At 72.6% G+C, this 13,498-nt stretch carries 8 protein-coding genes; 4 read left to right on the plus strand and 4 right to left on the minus strand.

What is annotated here, in order from left to right:
* Positions 1–207 precede the first annotated feature (207 nt).
* The 3 genes from ACPPVO_RS25680 (at position 208) to ACPPVO_RS25690 (ending at position 7,700) form a co-directional block, all read left to right on the plus strand.
* Positions 208–5,718 carry a trypsin-like peptidase domain-containing protein gene (locus ACPPVO_RS25680; protein WP_426513699.1) on the plus strand — a complete coding sequence of 1,837 codons (5,511 nt, stop codon included), beginning with the start codon at positions 208–210 and terminating at the stop codon, positions 5,716–5,718.
* A 17-nt stretch (positions 5,719–5,735) separates the two neighbouring features.
* Positions 5,736–6,449: a hypothetical protein gene (locus ACPPVO_RS25685; protein ID WP_426513700.1), complete on the plus strand. Its 714-nt coding sequence runs from the start codon at positions 5,736–5,738 to the stop codon at positions 6,447–6,449.
* A gap of 273 nt (positions 6,450–6,722) precedes the next feature.
* On the plus strand, positions 6,723–7,700 hold the full coding sequence (locus ACPPVO_RS25690) for a S66 peptidase family protein (protein WP_426514695.1): 978 nt from the start codon (positions 6,723–6,725) through the stop codon (positions 7,698–7,700).
* 12 nt (positions 7,701–7,712) lie between these two features.
* Here the strand turns inward: ACPPVO_RS25690 and ACPPVO_RS25695 are convergent, their stop codons facing one another.
* From ACPPVO_RS25695 to ACPPVO_RS25710, 4 genes are all read right to left on the minus strand, one after another.
* Positions 7,713–9,230, minus strand: coding sequence for a protein kinase domain-containing protein (locus ACPPVO_RS25695; RefSeq protein WP_426513701.1), 1,518 nt, complete (start codon positions 9,228–9,230; stop codon positions 7,713–7,715).
* 94 nt (positions 9,231–9,324) lie between these two features.
* Positions 9,325–10,458, minus strand: coding sequence for a glycosyltransferase (locus ACPPVO_RS25700; protein ID WP_426513702.1), 1,134 nt, complete (start codon positions 10,456–10,458; stop codon positions 9,325–9,327).
* Positions 10,459–10,504: 46 nt separating this feature from the next.
* On the minus strand, positions 10,505–11,605 hold the full coding sequence (locus ACPPVO_RS25705) for a glycosyltransferase (RefSeq protein WP_426513703.1): 1,101 nt from the start codon (positions 11,603–11,605) through the stop codon (positions 10,505–10,507).
* 208 nt (positions 11,606–11,813) lie between these two features.
* Complete coding sequence (locus tag ACPPVO_RS25710) at positions 11,814–12,899, minus strand: epoxide hydrolase family protein (RefSeq protein ID WP_426513704.1); 1,086 nt, start codon at positions 12,897–12,899, stop codon at positions 11,814–11,816.
* A 37-nt stretch (positions 12,900–12,936) separates the two neighbouring features.
* On the opposite strand from ACPPVO_RS25710, the gene ACPPVO_RS25715 reads away from it, so the two are divergent.
* Positions 12,937–13,497, plus strand: coding sequence for a TetR/AcrR family transcriptional regulator (locus tag ACPPVO_RS25715; protein WP_426513705.1), 561 nt, complete (start codon positions 12,937–12,939; stop codon positions 13,495–13,497).
* The last annotated feature ends 1 nt before the right edge of the window (position 13,498 follow it).

Consider the following 13,498-nt stretch of genomic DNA (forward strand, 5'->3'; position numbering starts at 1 on the left):
GGGCTCCCAGGCATACATTGAAGAATGTGAGTTGATTGGCGCCGGCAATGGACCTTACCCGGAATGCCGACGGCAGCGCACTTGGCCGAACGTGCAGCGCATTCTGGTGATGAGTCCCCTGTGTTCCGCGTGGAGCGGCACCTAGCGTGACCCTCAAATCAGTTTTACGAACGTCAATCGCCGCGGCGGCGATCCGGGAGCGTGGTAATGGCGCAGCGCACGGAGCAGGTCGTCCGCGTCAGCTTGGACGCCGTCCCGCCCCGGCGGGGCTCGGGCTATCTGGTCGCCCCCGGCCTGGTGGTCACGGCCCGGCACCTGCTCGACGGCCTCGACGGCCCGGACGGCCTGCGGGTCGCCCGGCTGACCGGCGGTGACCTCACGGTCTCGGAGATCATCCGGCCCGACGACGAGTCGCTCGACGTCGCGCTGCTCCGGGTCCACCGGGACGAGTCCGACGAGACCTCGATGATCGCGATAAACGATGTCGACGAGCCGGTCGAGGTGCTCACGACCGGTTTTCCGAGGGTGCAGCGAGAGGGTGACGAACGCAGGCCCGAGGGGATACGCGGGATGAGCGCGCCGCTCTCCGGCGCGCGGAACGTGATCTCGGTCGACGTGACGTCCGCCGTTCCGGTCGACGACGCCGGATGGTCGGGCTTCTCCGGCGCGGCGCTCTTCACCGTCGGCGGCGCGATGCTCGGCGTGATCGTCGCCGATCACCGCGGCTTCGGCGGCCGCCGGCTCGAGGCGGTGCCGATGCGACTGCTCCTTGCCGACTCGCGGCTGCGTGCGGCCCTGCCCGCGGGCTGGCGCGGCGGCGGCGCCCAGCAGTTCCTCAGCAATCTGCTCGCGTTCCGGATGGGCTCCGCCCAGGCGTTCAAGGTCAGCAGCTTTGCGCCGATGATGACCGCGGCGATCCGGGAGTCCCTGCTGACCTCGTGGATCAGGCCGCTGCGGGCCGAGTACCAGGTGGTCCCGTTCATGGGCCGCCACGAAACGCTCGCCGTGCTGGCCGAATGGCTGGCCACGCCCACGGCCCGGGTCAGCTTCGCGGTCCTCACGGGCCCGGCGGGCAGCGGGAAGAGCCGTACGGCCGCGGAGCTCTGCCGGCGCGCGATCGCCGATGGCTGGGTCGCCGGTCCGGCGGAGGCCAGCAGTGAGCCGGTCAGCGCGGATCTGGCAAATCTGCGCATGCCCGTGCTCCTGGTGCAGGACTACGTGGACAACAGCGCGGAGCCGGCGGCGAAGTTCATCGAGTCGGCCATGGTCACCGACCGCAAGGAGCCGGTCCGGATCCTGTTTCTCGTCCGCTCCGCGGACCTGTTCATCAAGCGGCTCAAGGCCGTCATGCATACGAACTATCTGAAGCCGGCCGAGGTCGTCCAGCTCCAGGCGCACGAGCTCACCGAGGCCGAACGGGCCGAGCACTACGCGACGGCATCGGCCGCGTTCGCCGCTCTGCGCGGCGTCGAACGACCCGTCGGGTCCCGAACCCTGGCCGCGTTCCCGACCCCGCTGCTGGTGCACGCCCAGGCACTCGCCGACCTGCAGGACGAGCCGGACGGAGACGGCGCGACGGACCCGGACGCGCGCGCGTACGAACTGCTCGACCAGCTCTTGTCCCGCGAGGACGCGAAGATCTGGGAGCCGGCGCTGGCCAAGTTCACCGACAACCGGGACACCCGGGAGGACTGCTTCGCGATCGCCACCGCGGTGGAGGCGTTCTCGGCCGACGACGCGGGACGGCTGCTGACGCTCGCCCACGGGCTGAACCAGAAGCTCGGCGTGGCCACCGCGATCGCCGAGCGGATGGGGGAGCTGTACGCCGACGAGGGCTTCCTGCCCCCGGTGCAGCCCGACCTGCTCGGCGAGCGACTGGTCGAGCGGCGGCTGCTGGACAACCTCAAGGTCGACAAGCTGTTCGCCGCGGCGGACGCCCCGGCCCACCGCTCCCGGATGCTCGAGATCCTGCTGCGGATGTCCGCATCGCCGTACCCGACGGCCCGAGGCAAGGCGTCGGCGGCACTGGAACGGATCCTCGCCGAACACCTCACGGCACTGCTCGAGCAGGCGATCGCGATCGACTCGGCGCCGCCGGATCCGGTGTCCGACCCGCTGCCGGATCGGCTGGCCGCGGCGCTGTCGATCATCCAGGTGCCGGCCGCGGCGGTCGCGGCGACCCGGCTGGACTACCCGCTCGGGAGCCGCATGCAGGCGTTGGCGGCCGCGGTGTACGAACAGGCCGCGCAGTACGCCGAGCGGGAGCAGGACCAGGACACGTTCATCGACCTGCTGCAGAAGGCGACGCTGGCGCGGCTCCGGGCGGGCCAACCCGACGCGGCGCTGCCGCTGTCCGCAAGAATGACGAGCTTCGCGGCCCGCCTTCCCGCGGGGAGCCGGCACCTGCAGCTCGGCAAGATCCTCAGTTCCCAGTCGCTGGTTCGGGCCTACACCGGCAACGTCGAGGGTGCGCTGGACTCGGCGCAGCGAGCGGTGTATGCGGTCGAGGACGCCGCCCAGGAGTCCATGAATCCCGACCATTTTGCTCCGGCCCTCGCCGAGTCGCGGAACATCCTGGCGCAGGTACTGATGGCCGCGGCCAAGCCGCTGGAGGCACTGGAGCTGCTCGACGCCACAGTGGCCGAGGTCGACCGGCTTCCGGTGAAGGCCGCCTTGGAGGCGCTCACGCTCCGGGCGGTGCTCGCGATGACGATGGATGACGTCTCGGGGGCCCAGTGGGCGTCGGCCCGGGCCCGCGAACTGAGCGAGCTCGGCTCCGAGCAGTACGCGATGCACACCGCGCTGCTCGCCGCCCTGCACTCCATGGACGGCGACGGGCCGGAGGCCTTCCGGCTCGCCGTTGCGGCTGTCGGCGCGGTGGATGCCCTGCCGGACCAGCCGGCCGAGCGCGTCCGCCTGTTGGGTGCGACCGTCCGGCATCACGCCGCGATCGCCGTCGCGGACTATGACGAGGCCGCCGCCGAGCGCTATCTCGCCGAGGCGCTCGACCGGACGCGGCGCCTCTTCGACGAGGCGCCCGAGCTGTACGGCTTCATCTACGTGATGCAGCGCCTCATATGGGCTGCCATGCAACCGGACGATGACGTGCTGCGCGAGGTCTCGATCGTCGCCGGAGTCGTCGATGAGCTCTTTCAGCAGCGACCCAGCGTCAACTGGCCGATGCTGCTGCCCGCGGCCTCGGCTCAGGCCATCGTGCTCGCCGGTGCGGGGCGGGCCGGAGACGCCGTGGAGGTGTTCGATGCGGTAATCGCCAAGATGCGCCGGATCGAGGCGCCCACCCGGGCCGCCCTCATCGCCGACCTGCTCATCCAGAAGGTTGACCTGATGTTCGAGCATCTCGAGGACGGCAGCGCCGCCCTCGGCCCGGCCACCGAGGCTCGCCGCACCTACGAGGCCCTGGCCGCGGAAGATTCCGATCGGTTCCTCGCCGAGCTGATTCGAGCTGAGATGGTGGAGATGGTGGCGCTGAGCCTGTCCGGACGTGACGAGGACGCCCTGCGGGCCGGCGGCAATGCCGTTCGGCGGGCCGGACGCCTCGTCGAGCTGACCGACGCCGACGCGAGCCGCCGTATGCGTTCGCAGGCGCTGACCGTGCGAGGCAAGCTTCTGCGCAAGCACGACCGGCTCACCGAGGCGCTGGCGGATTTCCGTGCGGCCCGCGCCGACCTGCTCGACGTCGTTGCGATCGATGACGACGACGATGAGATCGCGGCGCTCGACGAAGGCATCCTGGAGGTGGAGGAGGCGCTCGGGGCCGCGCCGCGCGCCGCCGTCGGCCGTGCTCCCGTGGGTACGCAGCCATCCGCGAAGGACCACAACGTGCCGGCCGACCTCAGGATTTCCAAGGCGCTCAACAACAGCGAATCCCGTGAGGCCCAGGCCGTACCGGGCCGGAACGGCAAGGCGAAGGCCGTCGTCGCGATCGACTTCGGCACGCACGGCAGCGGCTTCGCCTGGACGCTGGTCAGCCCCGAGAACGACGACCCGCGCAACCGCCGGGTCATCCACGAGCAGAACTGGCCCAAGGCGCCCAGTGACTCGATCAAGGACCTGTCCGCTCTGGTCGTCGATGAGCAGAACCGCCCGGTGGCGTGGGGTTACGAGGCCCACGCCCTGTGGTGGCTGAGCTCGCCGTACAAGCGCGAGGAGCTCGGCCTGCACGGCTACGCGCACGCGTTCAAGATGGCGCTGAGCACCCGCCCGACGAACCGTGACGTGACGCGCAGCGACGGAATCGTCGACCTCCGCAAGGAGCGGCTGGTGCACCGGTTCATCGCCTCCACCCTGGAGCAGATGCGTAAACACGCGGTCGCGCAGGTGACGAAGCAGACGGGCCTGACCGAGCAGGACATCCAGTGGTGCATCACCGTGCCGGCGATCTGGTCCGACGCGCAGAAGCGAACAATGCGCGAAGCCGCCGCGAAGGCCGGGCTCGGCCCCGCCGATCAGGTAGTCATCGCGATCGAGCCCGAGACCGCCGCGGTGTACTGCGTCCTGGACTCCGGGCGGCTGAGCCCCGGCCGGACGTGGTGGACCGGCAACGAGCAGCGGTTCATGATCGTCGACTGCGGGGGCGGCACCATCGACATCTCCGCATTCGCCTCCACTATGGACGGGGGTCGGCTCCGGCTGGCCGAGATCGGCACCGGCAGCTCCGGAGCGGCGCTCGGCTCGCAGTACATCAACCAGGCCTTCCGGCAGAACCTGCTGCGGCAGCGGCTCGCCCCCGACGTGTTCGACTGGCTGGAGCGGGAGCACGGCGACCTGCTCAATGCGGTGGAGAACCGCTGGGAAGAGGTCAAGCGGCACGTGGGCGTGGCCACCGGCGACGACGGGCGGCCGGTTGTCTCGGGCGCCACCATCATCGACATCCCCGAACCGCTGTGGAAGCTGTTGCCGAAGCCGGTACGGCAGCGCCTCATCGACGAGGCCGACGACGACCCGCGCACCCTGCTGGCCACCGCCGAGCAGACGCAGGCGCTGTTCGACGCGGTCGTCGACCCCATCGTCCGGATGGTCCGGCGCGCGTTCGACGAGCTGAACGAGCAGGTCGCGGGCGAGCCCATCACGGTCGTTCTCGTCGGCGGGTTCTCGGCCAGCGACTATCTGCACGCCCGGATCAGCCATGCGCTCAAGGGCCGGGCGAAGGTCGCCCGGCCGACCGAGCCGCGGGAGGCCGTGGTGCACGGCGCGGTGCACTTCTGCTACGACCCGAACCTCATCACCGAGCGCCGGTCCCGGCTGACCTACGGCTTCCAGATGGCGCTGCGGTTCCGGGAGGGAACCGAGGACAACCGGCACCACATCATCTGGGGTCCCGACGGGCAGAAGCTGATCCGGGACCGATTCCAGGTCGCCGTCCGCCGCTCCCAGGCCGTCCAGCGCGACCAGCCGTACCGCAAGGTGCTCACCCCGTCCTCGGCCGAGACGCCCACGCTGCAGGTGACGTTCTTCGCCAGCCGGGACCCCGACCCGCAGTACGTCACCGAGCCCGGCGTCGTGAAACTCGGCGAGACGACGATCGACATCAGTCACAGCGTCGGGCAGCCGCCGGCGGACCGCAAGGTGCGACTGGACCTGGTCTTCGGCGACACCACCATCACCGCCACGGCGACGGCGCTCGACACCGGGGCCACGTTCCGGGTCGACATGCCGGTCGGCGACGCGGACCAGGCCGAGGCCCTCGATCTAGTCTGAGAACGAAGGAGGAGTTCGTGTTCCGCTGGTTCCGCGCTGTCGCGGCCGCTGCTGACACCCGTGACCGCCTGCTCGCGCTGCAGGTCCCGGCCGCGGCCGAGCCACCGACCATCGAGGCCGCCGAAGAGGCCGACCGAGCGAAGAAGCTGGCGGAGCTGCAGGCCGAGATCGTGGAGCTGCAGGCCGAGACGGCGAACCTGCGCACCCGCCTCGTCGCCCTGTCCGGCGGCTTCGACGAGGACGACCTGCTGCACGACAGCCTCGCCAAGCTGTACCACAGCCTCATCACCCAGCAGCTACGCCAGCTCGCCCGCCTGCGGTGGGCCCGGGTCCGAGGCACCCGTCCCGGGACCGAGGGTGCGGTGGCGCAGGCTCGCATGGTCCGCGAGCTGGTCCGGCTGACCATCGCCGGCCGCGCCGACGAGCAGGACGTCGCCGACTGGCTGCGCGGGGACGGCGATCCGCTCACCGGGCCGGAGCGCCGTGCGGTCGAGGGCGCCTGCGGCCAGGCCCGCCGCCTCACCGCCGGACTGGCCGGCACGGTACGGCAGGCCGCGTTCGCCGAGGATGTGCCGCGCGGCGAGCCGCTCGCCGACGGTGCCGGCCGGCCCTGGGCCAGCTGCGAGCCGGACGGCACGGTGTCCTTCGTGGTCGCCCCGGCCTACCTGTTCCGTGGCCGTGTCCTGGCCGAGCCGCTGGTTTTCACCGTGTCTGAGGCCGATGCCGGCTAGCGCACGGTCACCGGCATCGCCGCCGGCCACCACCACGCCTGCGTCACCACCGACCGGCACGGCGTGGACCGCGATGCTGGCCGTCACCCGATCATACGAGACCTGCATCCTCCGAACGGTGGATCGTGTAGAACTGCAACCGTTGCCGCGTATGCTCATCCGTCGATGGATGAGGGAGGCACTGTGGATCAGCAAGTGGGCCGCTCGGTGTCACGTCGCGGGTTGCTGCGCTCCGGCGCGGTCGTCGCCGGAGGGGTCGCACTCGGCGCCGCGGTGGGTGGTGACCCGGCCAATGCCGAGCCGGTCACCGAGGCTCGCGGGCCGGCGCTCCACCCGCCTGCGCTGAAGCCCGGCGACCGGGTGCGTGTCGTCGCGCCGGCCTATCCGGGCGACGGGCGGCTGGTCCGGGGCCAGCAGATCCTGGAGAGCTTCGGGCTGGTCGTGGAGTACGGCGAGCACGTGTACGACCAGTGCGGCTATCTGGCCGGCACGGACGCCGACCGGCTGGCCGACCTCAACGCGGCGTTCCGCGATCCCGGCGTGCGGTGCGTGTTCGGCGCCCGCGGCGGCTACGGTACCCAGCGCGTCATCGACGGGCTCGACGTGGCGGCCGCGCGCCGCGACCCGAAGGTCTTCATCGGCTTCAGCGACCTGACCGTCCTGCACGCCAAGCTCTGGCGGTCGGCCCGGCTGGTGAGCCTGTACGGCCCGCTCGCCACCTGGACGGATACGCGCACCGGGCCGGACTCGGTCGAGTCGATGCGCAAGGCCCTCATGACCACCGATCCGATCGTCATCGCGCGCGACCCGGCGGAGCCGAGCTCGGCCGTGAACCTCCCCGGCAAGGGCTCGGGCGTCGCGTCCGGCCCGCTGCTCGGCGGCAACCTGACCATGATCGAGACGAGCGTGGGGTGCGGCGAGTTCCCGAACCTGGACGGCGCGATCTTCCTCTTCGAGGACACCGGCGAGGCGCCGTACAGCTACGACCGCATGCTGACCCAGCTGCGCCGGACCGGCGCGCTGCACCGGATCGCCGGTGTCGCGATCGGGCAGTTCAACGCCGCCGGTGACGGCTCGAGCGGGTGGACCGCCGCCCAGGCGGTCACCGACCGGCTCACCGACCTGGGCGTGCCGGTGCTCGGCGGGCTGCGCATCGGCCACGGCAACGGCCAGCTGACCGTGCCGATCGGGGCCAAGGCGACGATCGACACGGTGGCCGGCACGCTCACCGTCGAGCCGGCCGTGCGCTGACCCCGGCGGCCGCTATGCCTTCTTCGGCGTCTCCTTGACGGTCGCGGCCGGCTTTCCTTCCATGCAGCGAACGTTTATCTCGCTCCGGTTCGTGACCGAGTCGAGGACGGCCTTGACCCCGTCGGCCGGTCCCGGCTGGTACTGGGTGGTCGCGTAGCCGGGGGCGAGGTCCAGCCGGGCGATCTGCGCCTTCTTCCCGTCGCACAGCACCCACGCCACGCCACCGGCGGAGCGCACGGGGGCGCCGGGCCCGGGCGGCGTCTCGGGCGGCGTGGTCGTCACCGCCGGGGTGGTGACGGGGCCGGGGGGCGGCGACGCCGGACCGGCGGTCGCGGAGGTCGCCGGTGCGCCCGGTCCGGCGGGGACCGCGCTCGGCGTCGGGCGGGCGGACGGTGCGGGCGGCCCGGCCGAGGAGGGCGCCGGGGAGACCGCCGGCGCCTCGCTCTGGGCGTCCGCCCGGGGCCCGGCCTCGGGCTCGTCGCCGGACAGGGCGAGCGCGGAGGTGATGACGGCGGCGAGGACCAGCGCGCCCACCACGGCGGCGGCCACCGCCCGCCGGTGCCGTCGCAGCGGCCCGGACCCGGTCGCCGGCGGCTCGACCTCCTGCCCGTCGGGGCCCGGCTCGGTGGCGACCGGCGTGTCCCCGGACCCGGACGGGTACGCATCCGGCTCGGGCAGATCGTCGATGGGCGGCGGGACGATCCCGGCCGCGTCGGCGAGCACGGCGGCGACCTCGGCGGCGCTCGGCCGGGCGTCGGGGTCCTTGGCCAGGCACCGGTTGCAGACCTCGTTGACCTCGGGCAGCACCCCGCTGACGGGCGGCAGCGGGTCGGGTTCGACGTAGACGTGCGCGTCGATCATCTGCGTCGTCGTCTCGGCCAGCCAGGGCAGGCGGTTGGTCAGCGCCCGGTGGATGAGCAGCCCGAGCGCGTACACGTCGGAGGCCGGCCGGACCTCGTCGTTGATGAGCCGCTCCGGGGCCAGGTAGGCCGGCGTGCCCAGCAGCTGCCCTTCCTCGTCTAGGTCGGGCTGCCCGGCGACGGCGGCGAGGCCGAAGTCGACGACCTTCGCCCCGGAGGGCGTGAGTATCACGTTCGCGGGCTTGACGTCGCGGTGCACGAGGTGGCGGGCGTGGGCCGCGGCCAGCGCCCCGGCGACCTCCGCGCAGATGCGCAGCGCCACCCGGGGCGGCAGCGCACCGGCGGCGAGCCGCTGCGAGAGGGTGCGGCCGGGCAGCAGCTCCATCACCACGTACGGCACCGGGCCGTCGTTCCCGGTGGTCACCTCGCCGTAGTCGTAGACGCTCGTGACGTTCGGGTGCGACAGCTGGGCGGCGGCCTGGGCCTCCGCCTGGACGCGGCGGCGGGCGGCCGGACTCCCGGCCCGGGTGGCGTCGAGGATCTTGACCGCGACGTGCCGGTTGAGCAGCTCGTCGTGGGCCTTCCAGACGACCGCCATGCCACCGGCGCCGAGCTGGCTCGTCAGCCGGTAACGGCCGCCGAGGATCTGCCCCTGCCACACGTCGCTCACAGCCCCCCACGGTCACCGCCGATGACACCGAAGCCCCGAGTATCCCTTGCGCGTGGGGGATGCGCAGGGGACGGCGCAATCCGCCGCCCGCGCCTCAGCCGACGACCGTGGCCAGGGCGGGGGAGCGGGTACCGGCGATGAGCTTGGCGGCCAGCGCCTCGTAGCGCTCCGCCACCGCCGACCAGTGCAGGGTCGGCCCGTGCGGCCGGGAGAGGCGGGCGGCCAGGGCCGGATCGGTCAGGATCCGCCGGACGGCCTTGGCCAGCGCCGCCGGATTGCGGTGCGGTACCAGCAGGCCGCGGCCGCCGCCGAGCAGTTCCACGGCGTGCGGGAAGGCGGTGGCGACCACCGGGATCCCGGCGCCGACGGCCTCGGTGAGCACGCCGGACGTGACCTGCTCGACGGAGTCGTAGGGCAGCACCACCACGTCCGCGGAGCGGATCAGGCGGCTGAGGGCGGCCTGCTCGTGGTACACCGCCTGGTAGTCCACGGCATGCGTGATGCCGAGCTGGGCGCCGAGGCGGTACAGGTCCGCCCGGTACGCCTCGCCGTGCCGCTCGAGCACCTTCGGGTGGGTCCGGCCGGCGACGGTGAAGACCGGGGCCGGCTTCATGTCCTGCAGCTGGGCCAGCGCTCGCAGCGCCCACTCGATGCCCTTGCCCGGGCCGATCAGGCCCCAGGTGAGCAGGTGCGGCTGGGGCCGTCGGGCCACCGGGACGCCGGAGTGGTCCGCGGTACCGTGCGGAATGACCGCGATCTTCGCCGGGTCCACGGCGTAGCCGGCGAGGAGCCGGTCCCGTGCGGTGTCCGTCATCGTGACGGCCGCGTCCGCGCTGGCCACGATCTGCTCCAGCAGCGACCGCTGGGTCGGGCTCGGGTGGCTCAGGACCGTGTGCAGCACCACGATGCTGGGCACCGTCAGGCGGCGCAGCAGCGGCAGCACGTCGGCGCCGTCGCGGCCCGGGTAGATGCCGTACTCGTGCTGCACGATGGCGACGTCATAGGTGTTGAGCGCGGCCGCCGCGGGGAGCCAGCCGGCCACGCTCGCGGCGGGCCAGGTGTGCACCACGCCCGCCACGGGCCGCTGGTCGTCACCGGCGGTGGTGACCCGGACGATGCCCCCGGGCGCCCCGCCGGCGGTCAGGTGCGCGAACAGCGAGGCGTTGAATGTGGCCAGGCCACATCGTGTCGGGGGAGACGTACTGAGAAAACCGAAGCGGACAGCCATATATGTGCCTTTCGATGGAATACTCGTTCGGACCGCGAGGGTCTCGTTACGGCTGGAATGCGGGCGCGTCGTCACGCCGCTGGCCGTTGACCCGCGGCGGCGCGGGCGGCGCCGGCTTGCGCGCCGGGCCGTTGCCGGGGGTGCCACCGGGGCCGATGCCGAGCCGGTGGGCGTGTTGCAGGGTGGTCAGGAGCGCGAGCGTGGACTCGGCGCCCTGGTTCTCGTTGCGCCCCGTGGCCGTGAGGCCGTCGTGGCCGCCGCCGGTCGCCGCGTCGAACATCGGCTGGGCGCCGTCGTTGGCCCCGAGGAACCAGCCGACGGCCAGGCGCAGTCCCGCCTCCCAGCGCGGGTCGGCGCTGACGGTCATCGCCCGCGCGCAGGCGTCGGCGATCGCGGCCGCCTCGATCGGCTGCTGGTCGAACCCGGGCGCCACGTCCTGCGGGCCGCGGCCGCCGACCGGGGTACACGAAAGGTGCCCGCCGGCGGTTTCCCGGTCCAGCAGCCAGCCGAGCATGCGCAGGCCGTCGGTCATCGCCCCGCCGCTGGCCGCGATCAGCGTCTCGGCCAGCGCCGCGTTGGCATAGGTGAGCCTGGGTTCCGGCCAGGACCAAGCCGGATCCATCGGTACCGGACCAATGGTGACCACCGCGTCGTGCAGCAACCATCGTGCCGCCGAATGGTCCGGATGCACGGCGAGGACCTCCGCGGCACCGAGGGCGGCGAACGCCATCGCGCGGGGCCAGCGGGTGCGGCGATGCGCGCCCAGCTCGAAGGACGTCAGCGCGGTCTCCCGCATCGCCCGCAGCGGGCTGCGCGCGGCCGCGGTGCCCAGGCCCCACAGCGCGCGCCCCCACCAGTCGCCGTCGGCCGGCTTGTCCTGCCAGCGGCGATCCGGTCCCAGCCGGTTGCGGAACGCGCCGTCGGGGGACTGGGCGTCGATGAGGAACGCCAGGTACCGACCGGCGAGCTGCAGCAGGTCGACCGGGGCCTCGGGCTCGCGGCAGATGACCAGCAGGCCCCGGGCCACGTCGTCGACGCAGTAGCCGTGGGAGATCCGCGGAGTGCTGAACTCGGCGTGCTCGAACAGGCCGGTGTCGTCGCTGAGCCGCTGGAGGTGCCGGAACGACGGCCGTGGACGGCCGGTCACGACCGTGGGGCGTGGATGTGGTGCGCGGCGCTGGACATGGCGGCCCTCTCTGCGAGCCCACGCACGTCAGTATTCGAACGATGACGACTGCGGGGCCGCAGGCAATGGATCGGTGTGTGCGGCGTACCGTGCTGCACGACGGTTGTCCGTCATGGTGCGTGGTGGTCGCCGGGGTCCCGAGGGCCGTGCCCCACTGTACCCCCGCTCCTCAGCGAGTACGAATCTCCGACCCGGACGGGTGCACGCCGAGCTTGACCGCGCGGTGCACGTCGGCGGCGTACGCCTCCGGCTGTTCCCAGGCGGCGAAGTGGCCGCCGGCCGGGTGTTCGACGTACTCGGCGACGTTCAGGAACGCCTCGGCGTAGCTGCGCGGCTCCGGCTTGAGGTCGTGCGGGAAGACGGAGAACACGGTCGGGGCGTCGATCCGGCCGGGGAGGGTGGCCGGCTCGGTGTAGGTGGCGAACGAGGTGCCGATGGTACCGGTGACCCAGTAGGCGTTGACCCAGGTGAGCAGCTCGTCCGGGGTGAAGGCGGGCCCGTCGGACCAGGCCTGCAGCTTCTCCACGATCCACGCCGCGAGGCCCGCGGGCGAGTCGCCCAGCGCGACGGCGAGCGTGTTCGGCCGCGTCGACTGGGCGGCGATGTAGCCGCCCTCGCGGCGGAACCACTGCGCCGACCGGGCCAGGTAGGCCGCCGCGTCGGGCGCGAGCGTCGCCGGGTCCGCCGTGAGGGCGCGCAGCGGGGCGACGTTCGTCAGGTGCAGGGCGCCGACCCGGTGCGGGTGAACGCCCGCGAGGATCTCCGCGACGGTACCGCCGACGTCGCCGCCGGAGAGCGTGTACCGCGCGTATCCGAGCTCGTCGAGGGCGTCCGCGACGATCGCGGCGATCCGGTTGGCGGACATGCCCGGCGCGGCGCGCGGGGGCTGCTGGTCATCGGCCGCGAACGGGAAGCCCGGCAGCGCGGGTACCACCACGTGCAGGTCGGTCAGCAACGGCAGGACGCGCTCGAACCGCAGCACCGAGTCCGGCCAGCCGTGCAGCAGTACGACCACCGGGGCCCGGGGGTCCGCGGACCGCTGGTGGATCACGCGCAGGGCTGCGTCGCCGGCCCCGGCCGTCGCCCACGGCAGCGCGGCGATGCGGCGCTCGTGGACGCTCCAGTCGTACCCGTTGATCCAGTGGTCGAGCAGGTCGTCGAGCACCGCTCCGCCGATGCCGCGCGTCGCGTCGTCGCGCCACGGGGTCGCCACGCGCCGCGTCTGCCGGAGTCGTTCACGCAGGTCGCCACTCATGTGTACGAGGATACACATGATGTGTATGCTCGTACACATGATGACGCGCAACGCGGCGGCGACGAAGCAGCGAATCCTGGAGCACGCGCGGGACCAGTTCGCGCAGCACGGCTTCGCGGCGGTCACGGTCAAGGGCGTGGCCGACGCGGCCGGCGTGTCGCCCAACCTCATCACCCGCTACTTCGGCGGCAAGGACGGCCTGTTCCTGGCCGCGACCCGGGTGGCGATCCCGGTCTCGAACTCCTTCGACGGCGAACGTTCGGGGCTGGGCGCGCGCCTCGCGGCGAGCATCGTCCAGCGCTGGTTCGGCGCGCCCGGCGAAGACCCGCTGCTCGTGCTGCAGCGCGCATCGGGGGAGCGCCCGGAGGCCGCGGAGGCGCTGGCCGAGTTCCTCGACACGAACTCACTGCGGCCGCTGTACCGGTACCTGCGCGACAGCGGCCTGGACGACATCGACGCCCAGCGCCGGGCCGCCGCGATCGACGCCTTCGTCCTCGGCGTCTCCACCCGGCGCCGGGTCCTGCGCTCGGCCCTCGGTGATCCGGCCGAGCTCCAGGCCTGGCTGAGCGCCACCATCCAGCACCTCGCCGACGGCTGAC

The organism is Dactylosporangium sp. McL0621, from assembly GCF_049995355.1.
In the GTDB taxonomy this organism is placed as follows: Bacteria; Actinomycetota; Actinomycetes; order Mycobacteriales; family Micromonosporaceae; genus Dactylosporangium.

Coding starts and splice junctions, on each gene's coding strand:
- ACPPVO_RS25700 (WP_426513702.1), bottom strand. CDS start 10,458: ATGGCTGTCCGCTTCGGTTTTCTCAGTACGTCTCCCCCGACACGATGT.
- ACPPVO_RS25680 (WP_426513699.1), top strand. CDS start 208: ATGGCGCAGCGCACGGAGCAGGTCGTCCGCGTCAGCTTGGACGCCGTC.
- ACPPVO_RS25715 (WP_426513705.1), top strand. CDS start 12,937: ATGATGACGCGCAACGCGGCGGCGACGAAGCAGCGAATCCTGGAGCAC.
- ACPPVO_RS25710 (WP_426513704.1), bottom strand. CDS start 12,899: ATGAGTGGCGACCTGCGTGAACGACTCCGGCAGACGCGGCGCGTGGCG.